The following is a 16,343-nucleotide window of genomic DNA, read 5'->3' as shown; positions in this document are numbered from 1 at the left end:
TTCAGAAAAATTAGGCACCCAGCAAATTGCCAGTACGGAAGGGGACAGCACCCGCAATATTGGCCAGGTCGTCGCCGGGCGTGGCGTAGCGCTCGTTGGTGCGTGCATACATAACGCCAGGTACCTCGGCGCGCAGGGCGTGCACGGTATTGCCAATAGGGTCTATGACTTCGCATACCAGATCGCCCAGCGCCAGGTGGTCGCCGGGTTTGGCTGCAAACACCAGTACGCCGGGCACGGGTGATTTGACAAATTGGGCGCCGGCCAGTGGCGTTGCCGCGCAGGCCAAAGCGGGCAGGGCAGGCTTGGTGCCGCCAACTACATCCAGATGCTGCAGATACGCAAAGATGGCATCGGCATCGGCCTGGGCCCAGGCGTGGCCGACCTCGGCCTCACCGCGCAGCTCTACCGTGGTGCTGCAGCAGGCTTGTGGAATCGGGTAGGCATTGCCCAGCTTGTCGGCCAGTTGCCACCACAGTCCGGACATGCATTCGTCAAAAGACAGACCGCCAGAGTTCTTGGCTAATAGAACGGCCTGGGTGCCTAGCAGGCGGGCTAGCGGCTCCAGGGTGGGCCAGCAAGGCACCTCTGCGTACATGTGCATGACGGCTTCGCAGTCGCAGTGCAGGTCCAGCACCACATCGGCATCAAAGGCCATGCTGGTCAGAATTTTGCGCTGGCTTGCAAGCTCGGTTTCGGGTGCCCAGTTTTGCAGGTACTGTCCGACGGCCTGGCGTATGGTGTGCACATTGTGCGCGGCATCAGAGCCGAGCTTGTCCTGCACCAGCGGTAATACGGCTGCGCAGAAGTCGGGGTAGTGGCGGTTGAAGTTCTCCGAGGTATTCAGCTCGAAGCGGCCCATGGGCCTGTGGTCCAGTCGCTGGGCCAGTCCCATGGGGTTGGCGACAGGCACCAGAATGATCTCGCCCTGGATCTGGCCTTGGGCCTCGGCCTGTTCCAGCAAGCGGCGCAGGTGGTAGGCCGCCAGCATGCCAGGCAGCTCTTCAGCGTGCAGGCTGGCCTGGATGTACACCTTGGGCCGGGCACCCGGCGTGCCAAAGTGGAAGCTGGTCAGGGTTTTTTGGCTACCCAGGCTTTGGGTGCGTAGGAGGTGGTCGTGGCGTTGCATCAGTGTTTACGAGGTGCCATGTAAGCCAGGAAATGCCGTTCAGCCAAACGGAAAGCTGCGATCAGCGCAAAAGTACCAACAAGGTAAATCGCCGCAGCAAACAGATAAGCCTCAAACGGCAGGTAGAAGTCCGAGTAGATGCGGCTGGCCGCCGCCGTCACATCCAGCAGCCCCGGCACCGCACTGGCCAGGCTGGTGCTTTGCAGCATCATTACCACCTCGTTGCTGTAAGCGGGCAAGGTACGCCGCATGGCGCTGGGCAGCACCACCCGGGTCATGATCTTGAAGTGGCTCATGCCAAAGGCTTGCGCTGCTTCGATCTCCCCCGCATTGGTCTCGCGGATGGCCCCGGCCAGCATCTCCGCCGTGTAACCCCCGGTGTTCAGTGCAAATGCCAGCAGAGCGCAGAAGAACGCGTTCTTGAAATACACCAGCGGCCACACCGTGTCCCAGCGCGCCTGTATCCACTCCAGTTGCGCCAGACCGTAGTAAATCAAATACACCTGGATCAACAGCGGCGTACCCCGAATCACAAAGGTATAGGCCCCCACCAACCGTTTGAGAACGGTGTTGTTGCTCGTCAAAGCCAAAGCAAAGGCCACCGCCAGCACCGCCCCGATGGCGACAGAGGCCACCAACAGCCACAGCGTATTCAGAATCCCCTCGCCAAACATGGCCAGGCTTTCTTCGCGAAAGATGACTTCCCAGTTCATAACGTCATCCTCACAGCGTAATGCGCTTGGTGCCCAGGCTGTAGCGGGCGTTCAGCCTGCGCAACACCTCCAGCGACACCCAGGTGTAGACCAGGAACAAAGCCCCGGCAAACAGCAAATAGACAAACGGCGAGCGGGTCGCCGCACTGGCCTGCTTGGCCAGATAGGTCATCTCCTGCAGACCAATCAAACTCACCAAGGCCGTCGCCTTGATCAGCACCAGCCAGTTATTCGTAAAGCCCGGCAAGGCATAGCGCACCATCTGCGGCGCCGTGATACGCAGGAACGCCTGGCGCGGCCCCATGCCGAAGGCGGCCGCAGCCTCGAACTGCCCGCGCGGAATCGCCATGATGGCGCCGCGAAACGTCTCGGTCATGTACGCACCGTAGATGAAACCCAGGGTCAGCACCCCGGCCGTGAACGGCTCCAGGTCCAGAGTCGCCTCGCTGCCGGCCAACTCCAGCAGGGAATTCACGCCAATCGTGCCGCCGTAGAACACCAACAGCATCAGCACCAGGTCCGGGATGCCTCGGATGACGGTGGTGTACAGCGTGGCGGGCACCACCAAAAGGGGCCGCCCGGAGAGTTTGGCAGCCGCGCCCAGCAGGCCCAGCAGCACCGAGACCACCAGTGCGGCCAGGGACACGCCAACCGTGAGCAGTGCGCCGTGGAGGATGGACCAGTAGTAATCAGACAAAACACATTTCCCAAGTAGAAAAAAATACGCCGTGGCCGCCGCGCAGAAAGTTGCGCGGCAAGACCACGGCTAGGGCTACCGCTACCGCAATAGACACCCCGATTCCCCTTCCAAGGAACCCGTGGATCCGGCTCTGCCGGTCCACCGGGTTCGCCCCCTGCAAGGGGGTTGGCGAAAGACGCGAAGCGCTGCAGCCTGGGGGTGAGCCTAGTTCTTGCCGTACACGTCGATCTTGAAGTACTTGTCGTTCAGGGTCTTGTAAGTGCCGTCGGCGCGGATAGCCTTGATGGCGCCGTTCAGCTCTTCCTTCAGTGCCTTGTCACCCTTACGGATGGCCACACCAGCACCGCCGCCAAAGTATTTGGGGATGTACAACTCTGGGCCCACGGCGACGTAGTCCTTGCCTTCGGGCTTGCTCAGGAAACCACCGGTGACTTCGATGATGTCAGCGACAGTGCCGTCCAGGCGGCCAGCCTTGATGTCCAGGTAGACCTGGTCCTGGGCTTCATAGGGGGTGACGACCACGCCGACCTTCTTGAGTTCGCCGTTGGCGTACTTCTCTTGTGTGCTGCCCTTGAGCACGCCGATCTTCTTGCCCTTGAGGGATGCCAGGTCGGTGAACTTGATGTCGTTCTTGACGACGATCTTGCTAGGGGTGTTGTAGTACTTGTCGGTGAAGTCCACCACTTTGAGGCGGTCTTCGGTGATCGACATGGAGCTGATGATGGCGTCGTACTTCTTGGCTTGCAGGCCGGGGATCATGCTGTCCCAGACCTGTTCGACGAACACGCATTTGCGTTTGATCTTCTCGCACAGGGCGCTGGCGATGTCCACGTCGAAGCCGGTGGGCTTGCCGTCGGCAGTCTTGAAGGTGAAGGGCTCGTAGGTGGGGTCGATGGCGACTTTGAGGTCTTTACCTTGTGCCATTGCGGCAATAGACAGGGCGCTCAGGGCGAAAGACAGAACGATTTTCTTCATTGATGTTCCTGGTAGGAGGGGGTGTCAAAAATAGCTTGCAGGACACACTTTAGGGGCTTGAATTTTAGGCCCCAAGGTGGTGCGCAGCGGCAGGGGTTTGCCCTTAACAGCTAGGTTGCTTCGAATGCAAGACCCATACCAAGCTTGGCAAGGTGGGGTGCTTCTTGGGTCTGCTGTAATCTGCGTATTTTGCATCGACCGAGAACCCTCCATGACTTTGACGGATTTGTCCCAATCTCCCTTGCGCCCATTGTTACAGCTCAAACTCGACCAGAAGACCAAGCCCTTGGGTTCTTTAGGGCGGCTGGAATCCTTGGCGCTGCAACTGGGCGAGATTTTGGGTACCGAGGCCCCTGTACTGGAGCAACCCCAGTTGGTGGTGTTTGCTGGCGACCATGGCTTGGCCGCGCGTGGTGTGTCTGCCTATCCCAGCGATGTGACCTGGCAGATGGTTGAAAACTTTCTGGCCGGCGGAGCCTGTGTGAGCGTATTGGCGCGCCAGCACGGCATTGCGCTGACGGTGGTGGATTGCGGCGTGCGACATGACTTTGCGCCGCGCCCCGGTCTGCTGGACTACAAGCTGGCATATGGCACAGCCGATGCGCTGGAGGAAGCGGCCATGAGCGCCGCTGAATGCGAGCGCGCGATTGCCCAGGGCCGCGCGGTAGTGAAAAGCCTGCCCGGCAACGTCTTGTTGCTGGGCGAAATGGGCATTGGCAATACCTCTGCAGCTTCGCTGTTAATGGCCCGTTTGACCGGGTTGGATATTGCGGATTGCACCGGCGTGGGTACCGGCCTGGACGATGCGGGCCTGCAGCGCAAGATCGCCGTGCTGACCCAGGTGCTGGAGCGCCATGCTGGTGTGATCGATCCGTTGGAGGCACTAGAGGCGTTTGGCGGTTTCGAGATGGCGACTATGCTGGGCGCCGTATTGCAGGCGGCCCAAGAAAACCGCGTGATACTGGTCGATGGCTTCATCACCAGTGCAGTGGTGCTGGTGGCGCATGCGCTACAGCCCTTGGTGTTGCAGCGCTGTGTGTTTGCCCACAGCTCGGGCGAGCGCGGCCATGCCTTGATGCTGCACCATATGGGTGCGGCGCCGTTGCTGGATTTGGGCCTGCGCCTGGGCGAAGGCTCCGGGGCTGCCATGGCTTGGCCGCTGCTACAGTCAGCCTGCTTTGTGCTGGCGGACATGGCCAGTTTTGCAGCGGCCGGCGTCTCGCAAAGCGCCGCTCCATGATTTGCTGTTTGCTATTGTATTGATAGCTTCTGGCGCATATTCTATCTGCGCTGCAAGGCATTTTTCTGTAGCACAGGCGCTGACCAATACCGTCTCGTGCATCGCCGATGGGCTGCGTTTGACGGTGGTTGCCGAAGGCGTGGAAACCCAGCTGCAGGCAGATTTCCTTACAGACCGCGACTGCCCGGTGTTACAGGGCAATCTCTTTGCTAGGACTTCGCCTGCGGCCGGGCTGGAGCAATGGCTGCAGTCCCGGGCCAAGGCAGGTGCCCGTCTGGCCTGACTCAGGATTCAGGGCGCCGCAGTCTTTGGTTTGAAGTCGCAGTAGCTGGATACGCCGCACTGCCAGCACAGGGGCTTGCGTGCCTGGCAGATATAGCGGCCATGCAGTATCAGCCAGTGGTGGGCGTGCACCATGTATTCGGCCGGGATGCGTTTGAGCAGGCCTTTTTCCACCTCCAGCGGGGTCTTGCCGGGCGCTAGCCCTGTGCGGTTGCCCAGGCGGAAAATGTGCGTGTCTACCGCCATGGTGGGTTCGCCAAAAGCCACATTCAACACCACATTGGCAGTCTTGCGGCCCACGCCTGGCAGGGCTTCCAGGGACTCGCGGTCGTGCGGCACCTCACCGCCGTGCAGGTCTACCAGCATGCGGCAGGCCTGTATCAGGTGCTTGGCCTTGCTACGGTACAGGCCTATGGTCTTGATGTAGCTCTCCAGTCCCTCCAGGCCCAGGTCCAGAATGGCCTGCGGCGTGTTGGCGACCGGATACAGCTTGCGCGTCGCTTTGTTGACGCCCACGTCGGTGGCCTGGGCCGACAGCAGCACGGCCGCCAGCAGCTCAAACGGGCTGCTGTATTCCAGCTCGGTGACGGGGTGTGGGTTGGCCGCCTGCAGGGTGGCAAAAAATCCGGCGATGGATTTGCGATTCATGCCTGGCAGAGTTTCATTTCAAAGTGAGGAGATATCGACAAACGAGTCGGGCAGCGGGAACTTGGCCTGCATCCATTCGCGGTTCAGCTGCAGGGTGCGCACAACTTCTTCAGGCAACTCCTCCAGCATTTCTGCACCGCCAGCCGGCATGTCGGCCAGCAACATGGCCAGATGCACGATGCCACCAAGCCGGTTGAACGGGTGGGCGGCCAGCGGGTCGGAGCAGATGTCCAGCGCACGCACGATCTCCTGTGGGAAGTTCCAGCGGCGCGCCAGCTCGGCGGTGATCTGGCCTTCGCTGAAACCAGTCAGGCGTTGTTCACGCTCCCAGCGGCCACCAGGCTGGTGCGGCAGCTTCTCAATCTCTTTCAGGCTGCCCGGCTCGGCCTGGGCAATCATCAGCTCGCCCAGGCGCACCATCATGCTGGCCAACCAGGCTTCGCTACCGTCCAGACCCAGATGGGCCGACAGCCATTGCGCATAACCGGCGCTGACCATGCAGCTGCGCCAAAACTCTTTGCGGTCCAGGCCGTCTACCACCGGAAACGCGTCGCCCATGGCTGCGGCCAGGCCCAGGGTGCGCACCCGGCCCATGCCCACCAGGGTGATGGCGTCGTCCACTGTGGACACCTTGCGGCTCAGGCCGAAGCTGGCGCTGTTGGCCAGGCGCAGCAGGCGCGCGGTCAGGGTGGAGTCTTTGGTGATGATCGCGGCCACCTGCGGGCCAGTGGCATCTTCATCGTTGAGTGTGCGGATCAGCGCGTGGGCTACTTCCGACATGACGGGCAATTTGACGGATTGAAAAAATACCGAGATGTCCGACATAGGGTCTCCTGTGCTGATGGATGAAGTGACTGAATTACATGCTTATGGGGCCTATTCTTACCTATTTATGCGGCGCGAATAGGCAAACATAAGCTGCATTGGAGGACCCCGGTTTCGGCGTTTACCCGGTAGCCTTGGGGGTAGATTTCCAGCAGCGGCGCCTCCATCAGGCGCCAGGCTCCATCGGCTGTCGCGCTGGGCAGCCATTCATTGCGCAGGTGCATGCGGGCCGTTTGGATATCGGCTGCAGTGCCGGTGAATTGGCCGCACACATAGCGGCCGCCGGCAAAGTCCTGCACCGCCACTTCGGCATTGGGCATAAAGCCCTCGTCCACCTGTACACAACAGTCGTAGCGGCATAGCTCGGCGGGTGTGGTGCTGGGCCGGTCTTGTTGTATGCCCAGCAGCATGCGGTCTGGGTTGTCCAGCCCGTGCTGGTGGCACCATGCGGCAAAGCGGCCCCATGTCTGGATGCTGGCGTTGCTGCCAGTGCCGTCATAAGGGCCGGTATAAGGGCCGGTGCAGCGCATATAGGCCAAGTGCATGGGCGGCAGCAACCTCAGTTCTACAAGCATGGAGCGTCCCTTTTTGGATTAGCGACAATGCGGTTCAGAAAGCGAGAAACCAGACCATGTCCCTGCCATTTGCCGACCGACTCAACAACGTTGAAACCTCCGCCATCCGCGAACTCTTCAAGCTGCTGGGCACGCCCGGCATCATCAGCTTTGCGGGCGGCTTCCCAGACCCCGCCCTGTTTGATGTGGCTGGTATCGCACAGTCTACCGCTGCCGTGCTGGCGAACAACCCCGGCCCGGTGCTGCAATATGGCGCCACCGAAGGCTTCAACCCGCTGCGCGAACAGCTCAGCAAGTTCATGGTCAACAAGGGTGTGGCCGTCGCGCCCGACGGCCTGATCGTCACCACCGGCAGCCAGCAGGCGCTGGACCTGATCGGCAAGACCATGATCAACCCCGGCGATAAGGTAATCGTGGAAGGCCCGACCTTCCTGGCCACCATCCAGTGCTTCCGCCTGTACGGCGCACAGGTCATCAGCGCGCCCATCGATGCCGACGGCGTGGACGTGGATGCGCTGGAAAAGCTGATCGACGAACACAAACCCAAGCTGGTCTACCTGATCCCCACCTTCGGCAACCCCAGCGGCGCTACGCTCAGCCTGGAACGCCGCAAGCGCATTCTGGAGATCGCCGTACGCACCCAAACCCTGGTGGTGGAAGACGACCCCTACGGCGAGCTGTACTTCGACCAGCCGCCTCCCCCCAGCATCCTGGCGCTGAGCGCCGACGTGCCGGGCAGCCGCGACTGGCTGGCGCACTGCGGCTCCATGAGCAAAATCCTCAGCCCCGGCCTGCGCGTGGGCTGGCTGATTGCCCCGCCCGAGCTGCTGGCCAAGGCCACCATGTGCAAGCAGTTCAGCGACGCCCACACCAGCAACCTGACCCAGGCTACGGCTGCGCACTACCTCGGCCTGAACCGGCTTGACGCTACGTTGGTCGAAGTGCGCAAGGTCTACGCCGAGCGTGCCCGCGTCATGGCCGCTTCGTTGCAACGTGAACTGGGTGGCGCCATCACCTTCAACGCGCCGCAGGGCGGCATGTTCTTCTGGGCGCGCCTCACCGAAGGCCGCGACGCCGGCGCCTTTGCCAAGCGTGCGATTGAGAAGTTGGTGGCCTTTGTGCCTGGTGCGCCGTTCTATGCGCACGATGCCGACCTGTCCACGCTGCGCCTGAGCTTCGCCACCGTGGGCGTGGAAAAGATCGAAGAGGGCATTGCCCGCCTGGGCCAGGCACTTTAAGGAAAATTGGCCTCCAGCGCAGGTAATACCTGCGCAAGCAGCTACGAATTGTGTAGCGTATGGTTCCTATGAAAAAGGGGCAGCACGCGGGTAAGTACCGAGGCCTAGCCCCTTTTGTTTTGAATCCACGATCCGTATACTGATCGTAAGAAAAAGCGGGCCTAAACCAGCCTGCCGAAACGATTCAACCCACGATAGGAGCCCACGCCATGTTCCCCAAAAACGCCTGGTACGTCGCCTGCATGCCCGACGACATCGCCGACAAACCCCTGGGCCGCAAGATCTGCGGCGAGTCCATGGTGTTCTACCGTGGGCCCGAGGGCCAGGCCGTTGCGCTGGAAGACTTCTGCCCGCACCGTGGCGCGCCCCTGTCGCTGGGCAAGGTGGAAAACGGCAAGCTGACCTGCGGCTACCACGGCCTGGAAATGGGCTGCGACGGCAAGACCGTGGCCATGCCCGGCCAGCGCGTGCGCGGCTTCCCGCCGATCCGCAAGTTCGCCGTGATAGAGCGCTACGGCTTCATCTGGGTCTGGCCCGGCAACCCCGACCTGGCCGACGAATCTAAGCTGCACCACCTGGAATGGGCCGACAACCCTGCTTGGGCCTACGGCGGCGGCCTGTTCCACATCAACTGCGACTACCGCCTGATGGTGGACAACCTGATGGACCTGACGCACGAAACCTATGTGCACGCCAGCAGCATCGGCCAGAAAGAGATCGACGAGGCGCCGGTCAAAACCGTGGTGAATGGCGACGAGGTCATCACCAGCCGCTACATGGAAAACATCTCCGCGCCACCCTTCTGGCGCATGGCCCTGCGCGGCAACAACCTGGCCGACGACGTGCCGGTGGACCGCTGGCAAGTCTGCCGCTTCACCCCACCCAGCCATGTGATGATTGAAGTTGGCGTGGCCCATGCCGGCAAGGGCGGCTACGACGCGCCGGCCGAGCACAAGGCGGCCTCCATCGTGGTGGACTTCATCACCCCCGAGACCGAGACCTCCATCTGGTACTTCTGGGGCATGGCGCGCAGCTTCAACCCGCAGGACGCAGCGCTCACCGCCAGCATCCGTGAAGGCCAGGGCAAGATCTTCAGCGAAGACCTGGAAATGCTGGAAAAGCAGCAGCGCAACCTGCTGGCCCACCCAGACCGCAAGCTGCTCATGTTGAACATCGACGCCGGCGGCGTGCAGTCGCGCAAGGTGATAGACCGCCTGCTGGCCCAAGAAGCAACGCAGGTGACCGTATGAGCGACAAGCTGCGAGTGCGCGTAGCCCGCAAATGGCTGGAGGCCGAGGGCATTTGCGGCTTTGAACTAGTGGCGCCGGACGGCGCGGCGCTGCCCGCATTTACCGCTGGCGCGCACATCGACGTGCACCTGCCCGGTGGCATCACGCGCCAGTACTCGCTGTGCAACGACCCGCAGGAGACGCAACGCTACTGCCTGGGCGTGCTGCGCGACCCGGCATCGCGCGGCGGCTCGGAGGGCATGCACGCCCTGGCCGAGGGCAGCGAGCTAGATATCAGCGCACCCAAGAACCATTTCCCCCTGGCAACGGACGCCCAACGCAGCCTGCTGTTGGCCGGCGGCATAGGCATCACGCCCATCTTGGCCATGGCGCAGCAGCTGGCGGCCAGCCGCAAGCCCTTCGACATGCACTACTGCACCCGTTCGCAGGAGCGCACGGCCTTTGTTGAGCGCATCCGTGCCAGCGCATTTGCGCGCGATGTGCACTTCCATTTCGACGACGGCGGCAGCGTGCAAGCGCTGTCTCTGCCCGACCTGCTGGCCGAGCCGCAGCCCGGCGTGCATCTGTACGTGTGCGGGCCCAAGGGATTCATGGACGCGGTGCTGGGTACCGCCCGCGCCAGCGGCTGGCCTGAAGAACAGCTGCACTATGAGTTTTTCTCGGCGCAGGTAGTGCAGTCGGCCAACGACGCCAGCTTCGACGTGCGCCTGGCCAGCAGCGGCAAGGTGATCCATATTGCAGCGGAGCAAACCGTCATCCAGGCCCTGGCCTTGGCCGGTGTGGAAGTGCCTTACTCCTGCGAGCAGGGCGTGTGCGGCACCTGCCTGACCCGCGTGATCGAAGGCGTGCCCGACCACAAAGACCTGTACCTCACCCCCGAGGAACAGGCCGCCAACGACCAGTTCACCCCCTGCTGTTCGCGGTCAAAATCACCGGTACTTGTACTCGACCTGTGAGCCCATGCCCGACACACCAGCCACCGCCGCCCCCATCGACCTCAACGACCAGCCCGGCCACCTGATACGCCGGGCCCACCAGATTGCCGTGGCCAGCTTCCACCAGCATCTGGGCCGCGAGGTCACCCCCGTGCAGTACGCCATGATGCGGGTGTTGCAGGCCAAGCCGGGCATAGACCAAGCCACGCTGGCGCAAGAGGTGGCGCTGGACACATCCACCACCGCTGACATTGCGGTGCGGCTGGAGAGCAAGGGTTGGATCAGCCGCGCCGTGCTGGCACGCGGCCAGCGCAGCCTGGCGCTCACCGAGGCCGGCGCCGCGCTGCTGGAGACTCTGGTGCCCGGCATGCAAGACATGCAGGTCCAGCTGATGGACGGCTTGGAGGCGCAAGAGCGGCAAGAGCTGCTGCGCCTGCTGCGCAAATTCGTCGCACCCGACTCCGAACGGCGCCAGACGCGGTAGTCGCCGGGATGCTCTACTTTTAGGAGCTGCTGGCGCAGGTAATACCTGCGCTAGAGCCCTGTTTGGCTCATATCAATTGCCCAGCAAAATCTGCGCAATGATGCCCGTGGTAATGGCGATCAGCACATAGTCACCACCCGTTTGTACCCAGTGGTAGCCGCGCGGCGGCGCACTCAGGTGGTGGCCGCGCCAATCGTTCACCACGTAGGTGTTGTTGCGGTATTCGCGTGGCAGGCGGCCACCTCTGCGGAAGTTGTGGTCCGGCCCGGCGCCGCGTTCCTGCATGGCCATGGGGCGGTCATTGGGCCGCTCGTTCTGCATGGGCCGTCCATGGTCTTGGCCCGGCATGGGGCGGTCCATACGTTGATCTTGGCGCGGGCCATTACGCTGGTCGCCGCGCTGGTCATTGCGTTGCTCGCCATGCTGGTCACCACGTTGGTTCGGGCGCCTCCAGTCGTCGTCTCCCCCGGATCGGCCTTGTGCCTGGGCTACGCTGCCCAGGCATAGGATGGCTGCGGTCAGTGCGGCGATCAAAGTTGTTTTGTGCATGTGCTGCTCCTTTTCGTAGCGCGGCCAAGTGACCGCCTGTGCTTGCATTGGAGCCCAAAGTCAGCGAGAAAGCTGTAGGAGCGGGCCTGGTTTACGGAGTGGATACGGACGTGCTAGCTGCGGACATTGACGATGCCGCCAGCAGCGAAGTCCGCCGTGTGGCCCTGGAGGCGTTTCGCGTGTTGGACTGCGCGGGCCTGGCCCGCGTCGACGTGTTCCTTACGCCGCAAGGCAAAGTACTGGTCAACGAGGTGAACACCTTGCCCGGCTTCACCTCCATCAACATGTACCCCAAGCTGTGGCAGGGCAGCGGGCTGGGCTATACCGCGTTGATTACCCGGCTGATTGAATTGGCGCAGGAGCGGTATGTGGGGGATTGGGGTTTGAAGACTTCGGTTGTTTGAGGGGGAGTAGAAGCTTCGGCAGCTTTGCGTTAAGGGCTTGTAGGAGGTTTTTTACAGCTTCAACGTCAAAGTTGAGCCGCGCTGTGCAGCGCCGGGCCGCGAAGCGCAACATGAGCCGGGGCGCTTCGCGGCCCGGCGGTGCATAGCGTCGGTTCCAACGACAGGTTAGGCCTCACCTAGCGCCCCGCTTGCTGAAGAATTCGTCCGCCTCACCACACGCGGCAAACATCTCCATAAGCATCCTTTTCCACCACGCGGCCCCCTCGGTGAATGCTTTGACGTCTTCATCCGAGACCACCAACCCAGCCGCCGACTTTGGATGAGTGAGTCGGTCTCGTACGGCGACTGCCTTCTTCATGGACTCCCAACCATGGTGCCCGATGTCCGGCTGGTAGGTGGCTCCATGGTTCTTGACGTAACACCGAAGCGAGAAAAGCAGGCTTGGAAGGGTCGCCTGAAAATTCTCCTTCGCTTCAGGCTGGCCGCGCTGGTTAAGTTGGTATCGCTCCTCACGCAGAAGAGCGAGTTCACCCTCCGTGAGAAGCGGTGTGTCCTGAAGTGAAGCCAACGTAACCTGACGAAGCTGAAAGGCAAGTCCTTCCACAAATGCGAAGTATGTGCGGAACAGCGTTCGGTGGGCGAACTGAGTCGGCGAGGCTCTACCCAGCTCAAGGCATGCCTCTAGATCATCATTAAGGACAGCGAAGACGCGCTTTAATTCGTCGACAGCTTCGGGGCGGTTCATGTGAGGCCTAACGTGATGTAGACCGCAAACCCCGGTCGATACATCCGGCGCTTGACGATACATCTTTTGGAAAAAAGCGCTGTAAGCCGCTTGTGCGTTGGGCTCGCGGCACATGAACTGTATATAAAATCAGGTATAAATGTTCCATGAAACCCGGCACTCCTCGGTTGCAGTCCATCCACTTGCTCGATCAGATGCGCGAGCGGGTTGGGTGCATGCACTATAGCCATTGCCACAGGACAATTTGCTTGTACCAAGTGCGATTTATGGACGTTGGCGTGCTTGGGGTGGCCAAAGGAAACGGTCCGAAGGCATGAAGCCGTCTCGCCCTTGGTTTCCGGCCATTGCGCGCTTATATCGTGCTGAAATTCATGGGCCAAATAGACTGTTGGCGCAGGTATTTACTGCGCTGGTAGCTATTTATTTTGCAGTGGAATAGGTGTTTGAGGGGCACTCGCTTTTGGCCTAACCCTTACGGCCCTTTGGCCCGCACCACCGCTGCCACTTCCTGCCCCAGCTCCAGCACGGCCATGGCGTAGTAGCTGCTCCAGTTGTAGCGGGTGATGGCGTAGAAGTTTTCTGTGCCGGCAACGTACTGCGGCGGGTTGTCGCCGTTTTGCAGTTCCACCAGGGCCAGGGGGCCGGTGTGTTGCAGGGCGGGGCCGTCCAGCAGGGCGCCCTTGGCCTGGAAGCTGGCTGCGTTGAACGTCGGCAGGATGTCGGGGGCCAGCAGGGCGTCCATATCCGCATTCGGCGCAAGTTGCACCGGGTAGGTGGCGGGCATACCGGGTTGCCAGTGGAAGGCCTTGAAGTAGCTGGCTACCGAGCCGATGGCGTCGGTGGCGCTGCCGAACAGGTCTACATGGCTGTCGCCGTCGAAGTCCACCGCGTAGTGCACCCAGCTGGTGGGCATGAACTGGGGCATGCCCATGGCACCGGCGTAGCTGCCGCGCAGGCTGAGCGGGTCGATGCCGGCGCGCTGCGTGAGGCTGAGGAACTGCTCCAGCTCGCCCTTGAAGTAGGCGCTGCGCTCTTTGGTCCGCGGGTGGCTGGCGGGGAAGTCAAAGGCCAGCGTGGCCAGTGCGTCGATGACGCGGAAGTTGCCCATTTGCTGGCCATAAATCGTTTCTACGCCCAGGATGCCGACGATGATTTCGGGCGGCACGCCGTAATCTTTTTCAGCCCGCTCCAGTGCTGCGCGGTTGTCTTGCCAGAAGCGCACGCCGGCGGCGATGCGGATGGGTTCGATGAAGCGGCTGCGGTACACCTTCCAGTTCTTGGCTGTGCCTCGGGGCGCGGGGGCCATCAGGCGCGGCACGCTGGGCAGAAAGCGTGCCTGGCCCAGGATGGTGTGCACCCAGGCAGCGTCCAGGCCCCGGCGCTCGGCGATGTCGTCGGCGGCGGCCATGGCGTCGTCACGGCTGGCGTAGAGCGGGCCAGCGGCAATGGCGGCAGCGACTTTGGCGGGTTTTTTGACTTTGGGCTGTTTTGCGGGCTTGGCGCAGACAGATGCTGCGCAAGCAGCTATTAAAACGAGAGCAATCGGGCGGAATAGGTGCATGGCATATAGGAAGTGGCCGCCTGAGTTTAGTGGGGCCAGGCCAGGCTTTTGAAGCTGCGCCGCAGCGCCGCCAGGCTGTGCTGCGTGTGGGCCGTGTTGGGCGCCTGGGGCGCGTAGCGCTGGGCTTCCAGCTGCAGCAGCCATTGCTGTATGGCTGGGTGCTGGGGCAGCAGGGCGGCCAGTTCGCGGGGTGGGGCGTTTGGGGGCGGGGTGATGCCGGCTTTAAGTAGCTTGCGCCGGGCGGCGTCGAGCAGGCGCAGCCAGGGGTCGTGCTGCAGGCGTTCCCACTGCGCCCAGGCGGCGCCGCCCAGGGTGGCCAGCACCAGCAGGCCGGCGAGTAGTTTGCCCAGGTCTTCCCAGTCGGGGTCGGTAAAGCCTATGTTCTTCAGCAGGTTCAGCTGCTTGCCTTGGCTGTAGTTCAGCACCCATTGGTTCCAGCCGTTGTTCACCGCGTCCCAGGCGGCACGCAGGCGCTTTGCCATGTCGGGGCTGACGGTGCCCAGCACCGTGCCGACCACGCCGCTGGGGGCCTGCAGCCGCTGGAAGCTGCCGACCCGCCCGGGCGACACGGCACCCGTGGGGTCTACGCGGGTCCAGCCACGGCCGGCCTGCCAGACCTCGGCCCAGGCATGGGCGTCGCTTTGGCGCAGCACCCAGAAGCCGTCCACGCCGTTGAGCTCGCCGCCCTGGTAGCCGGTGACGACGCGGGCCGGCACGTCTAGCGCCCGCATCAGGATGACGAAGGACGAGGCGATGTGCTCGCAAAAGCCTTCCTTGCGGTCAAACCAGAACTCGTCTGCCGTGTCGCGCCCGTAGACGCCGGGGTCCAGCGTGTAGCTGTAGCCGCCGGTGCGCAGCCGCTCCAGCACCAGCGCGACCAGGGCGGCGGTGTTGGCGCTGGGCTGGGCGCGGCGGATGTCGGCGGCCAGCTGCAGGGTGCGCGGGTTGTAGCTGGGGGGCAGGTCCAGATAGGGCTGCAGGCTGATGCTGCTCTTGGTATCGGTTTGCTGTGGCCCGTAGCGGAACTGCGGGTAGCTTTGCACCTGGTAGCGCAGCAGGTCGCTGACCGGGCGGCTGGCCAGCCACTGCAGGTCGGGCGTCATGGCAGCGTCCATGCCGGCCAGGGTGGGGCGCTGGGGCGTGGCGTCCAGCGTCAGCAGCCAGGGGCGGTTGCTGGGCTCCAGCGTGACCTGGTAGTTGACTGCCGGGCCGGACACCTGCAAATCGCTGGGCGGCTGCAGGCTGAATTCGCTGTACTGGGGCCGCCACTCGCGGCCATCAAAGCGCGACAGCACCGGGCCGCGAAAGTACAGGTCTTGCTGCGGCGGTGGCGGGCCTTCAAAGCGGACGCGCATGGCGATGCTGTCGTCCAGCGCCAGCTGGGCCATGGTGCCGACCTGCATGCTGGCAGAAAGCCCACTGCGCCCGGCCATGGCGTCGCTGGGCACGCCCCACAGCGGCGCCATGCGCGGGAACAGCAGGAACAGCACGGCCATGATGGGCGCACCCAGCAGGGCCATGCCGCCAGCGATCTTGGCAGCCTCGGGCAGGGCGGATTGCGGGGCCACGGGCATGTGCGCGTTGACCAGGGCCGTCAGCAGGCCCAGCAGGGCGATCAGCATGGCGGCCGCTGTCAGCAGCGACTGCGAAAAGAAGAAGTTGCTGAGCATGGTGAAAAAGCCCAGGAAGAACACCACAAAGGCGTCGCGCCGGGCGCGCAGTTCCAGCGTCTTCAGTGCCAGCAGCACCACGATCAGGGTTACGCCGGCATCGCGCCCGAGCAGGGTTTTGTGCGTGGCCCAGGTGGCCGCCAGCGTGACGGCCAGCAGCGCTGCGAGCCACCAGCGCGAGGGCAGCGGCCGTGCACGCCAGGCCAGCCAGCCGCGCCACAGCAGCACACCGGCGGACAGGCCGGTGCACCACAGCGGCAGATTGCCCACCTGGGGCAGCACCACCCAGGCGATAACGAGCAGCAGGAACAAGGTGTCGCGGCTGTCACGGGGCAGGGCGCTGATGGCGTTCATTCCGCGCATGCTTCGTCTACTATCAAAATGAGAGCTGCTTGCGCAGGTATTACCTGCGCTGGAGGG

The 16,343-nt window shown here is 62.8% G+C and carries 18 protein-coding genes; 7 read left to right on the top strand and 11 right to left on the bottom strand.

Translation table 11 applies throughout. From position 1 onward, the window contains the following. Positions 1-10 precede the first annotated feature (10 nt). The 4 genes from AC4BBN_RS20400 to AC4BBN_RS20385 form a co-directional block, all read right to left on the bottom strand. Positions 11-1,129: a succinylglutamate desuccinylase/aspartoacylase family protein gene (locus AC4BBN_RS20400; RefSeq protein WP_490593848.1), complete on the bottom strand. Its 1,119-nt coding sequence runs from the start codon at positions 1,127-1,129 to the stop codon at positions 11-13. Next, the gene (locus AC4BBN_RS20395; RefSeq protein ID WP_490593847.1) at positions 1,129-1,842 is read right to left on the bottom strand and encodes an ABC transporter permease; all 714 of its coding nucleotides are present in this window, start codon (positions 1,840-1,842) and stop codon (positions 1,129-1,131) included. The genes AC4BBN_RS20400 and AC4BBN_RS20395 overlap by 1 nt, the downstream gene beginning before the upstream one ends. A 10-nt stretch (positions 1,843-1,852) precedes the next feature. Further along, a complete protein-coding gene (locus AC4BBN_RS20390; RefSeq protein ID WP_490593846.1) occupies positions 1,853-2,539 on the bottom strand; it encodes an ABC transporter permease in 687 nt (228 codons plus the stop codon). A 207-nt stretch (positions 2,540-2,746) separates the two neighbouring features. Further along, positions 2,747-3,517, bottom strand: a complete 771-nt coding sequence (locus AC4BBN_RS20385; RefSeq protein ID WP_490593845.1) for a lysine/arginine/ornithine ABC transporter substrate-binding protein — start codon at positions 3,515-3,517, stop codon at positions 2,747-2,749. Positions 3,518-3,728: 211 nt separating this feature from the next. On the opposite strand from AC4BBN_RS20385, the gene cobT reads away from it, so the two are divergent. Both cobT and AC4BBN_RS20375 read left to right on the top strand, forming a co-directional pair. Next, on the top strand, positions 3,729-4,757 hold the full coding sequence (gene cobT, locus AC4BBN_RS20380) for a nicotinate-nucleotide--dimethylbenzimidazole phosphoribosyltransferase (protein ID WP_490593844.1): 1,029 nt from the start codon (positions 3,729-3,731) through the stop codon (positions 4,755-4,757). Between the two features lies 1 nt (position 4,758). Then, positions 4,759-5,040, top strand: a complete 282-nt coding sequence (locus tag AC4BBN_RS20375; protein WP_490593843.1) for an EAL domain-containing protein — start codon at positions 4,759-4,761, stop codon at positions 5,038-5,040. Between the two features lie 8 nt (positions 5,041-5,048). Here the strand turns inward: AC4BBN_RS20375 and nth are convergent, their stop codons facing one another. The 3 genes from nth to AC4BBN_RS20360 form a co-directional block, all read right to left on the bottom strand. After that, positions 5,049-5,687, bottom strand: a complete 639-nt coding sequence (gene nth, locus AC4BBN_RS20370; RefSeq protein WP_490593842.1) for an endonuclease III — start codon at positions 5,685-5,687, stop codon at positions 5,049-5,051. An 18-nt stretch (positions 5,688-5,705) separates the two neighbouring features. Next, positions 5,706-6,512 carry an HDOD domain-containing protein gene (locus AC4BBN_RS20365; protein WP_490593841.1) on the bottom strand — a complete coding sequence of 269 codons (807 nt, stop codon included), beginning with the start codon at positions 6,510-6,512 and terminating at the stop codon, positions 5,706-5,708. 65 nt (positions 6,513-6,577) lie between these two features. After that, the gene (locus AC4BBN_RS20360; RefSeq protein WP_490593840.1) at positions 6,578-7,087 is read right to left on the bottom strand and encodes an AraC family transcriptional regulator; all 510 of its coding nucleotides are present in this window, start codon (positions 7,085-7,087) and stop codon (positions 6,578-6,580) included. A 62-nt stretch (positions 7,088-7,149) separates the two neighbouring features. Here AC4BBN_RS20360 and AC4BBN_RS20355 point away from each other — a divergent pair, with 62 nt between their 5' ends. From AC4BBN_RS20355 to AC4BBN_RS20340, 4 genes are all read left to right on the top strand, one after another. Next, on the top strand, positions 7,150-8,325 hold the full coding sequence (locus tag AC4BBN_RS20355) for an aminotransferase-like domain-containing protein (RefSeq protein ID WP_490593975.1): 1,176 nt from the start codon (positions 7,150-7,152) through the stop codon (positions 8,323-8,325). A gap of 209 nt (positions 8,326-8,534) precedes the next feature. Then, entirely contained in the window at positions 8,535-9,575 is a 1,041-nt protein-coding gene (locus AC4BBN_RS20350; protein WP_490593839.1) for an aromatic ring-hydroxylating dioxygenase subunit alpha, read from the top strand. Beyond that, positions 9,572-10,531, top strand: coding sequence for a PDR/VanB family oxidoreductase (locus AC4BBN_RS20345; protein ID WP_490593838.1), 960 nt, complete (start codon positions 9,572-9,574; stop codon positions 10,529-10,531). The genes AC4BBN_RS20350 and AC4BBN_RS20345 overlap by 4 nt, the downstream gene beginning before the upstream one ends. A gap of 4 nt (positions 10,532-10,535) precedes the next feature. Then, positions 10,536-10,994, top strand: coding sequence for a MarR family winged helix-turn-helix transcriptional regulator (locus AC4BBN_RS20340; protein ID WP_490593837.1), 459 nt, complete (start codon positions 10,536-10,538; stop codon positions 10,992-10,994). Positions 10,995-11,066: 72 nt separating this feature from the next. Here AC4BBN_RS20340 and AC4BBN_RS20335 read toward each other — a convergent pair whose 3' ends face one another. Then, positions 11,067-11,543 (bottom strand): RcnB family protein, encoded by a 477-nt coding sequence (locus tag AC4BBN_RS20335; protein ID WP_490593836.1) that lies wholly within the window; start codon positions 11,541-11,543, stop codon positions 11,067-11,069. A gap of 38 nt (positions 11,544-11,581) precedes the next feature. On the opposite strand from AC4BBN_RS20335, the gene AC4BBN_RS20330 reads away from it, so the two are divergent. Next, entirely contained in the window at positions 11,582-11,947 is a 366-nt protein-coding gene (locus tag AC4BBN_RS20330; protein WP_490593835.1) for a hypothetical protein, read from the top strand. Between the two features lie 172 nt (positions 11,948-12,119). Here AC4BBN_RS20330 and AC4BBN_RS20325 read toward each other — a convergent pair whose 3' ends face one another. The 3 genes from AC4BBN_RS20325 to AC4BBN_RS20315 form a co-directional block, all read right to left on the bottom strand. Then, the gene (locus tag AC4BBN_RS20325; RefSeq protein ID WP_490593834.1) at positions 12,120-12,692 is read right to left on the bottom strand and encodes a hypothetical protein; all 573 of its coding nucleotides are present in this window, start codon (positions 12,690-12,692) and stop codon (positions 12,120-12,122) included. Positions 12,693-13,164: 472 nt separating this feature from the next. Next, positions 13,165-14,253 (bottom strand): lytic murein transglycosylase B, encoded by a 1,089-nt coding sequence (gene mltB, locus AC4BBN_RS20320; protein WP_490593833.1) that lies wholly within the window; start codon positions 14,251-14,253, stop codon positions 13,165-13,167. A gap of 26 nt (positions 14,254-14,279) precedes the next feature. Continuing rightward, complete coding sequence (locus tag AC4BBN_RS20315; RefSeq protein ID WP_490593832.1) at positions 14,280-16,277, bottom strand: transglutaminase TgpA family protein; 1,998 nt, start codon at positions 16,275-16,277, stop codon at positions 14,280-14,282. Between the last annotated feature and the right edge of the window lie 66 nt (positions 16,278-16,343).

The sequence above is a fragment of the Rhodoferax sp. SPJ21 genome (genome assembly GCF_058216335.1).
Note: the sequence above shows the minus strand (reverse complement) of the source record. Positions and strands in the feature narration are given on the sequence as shown.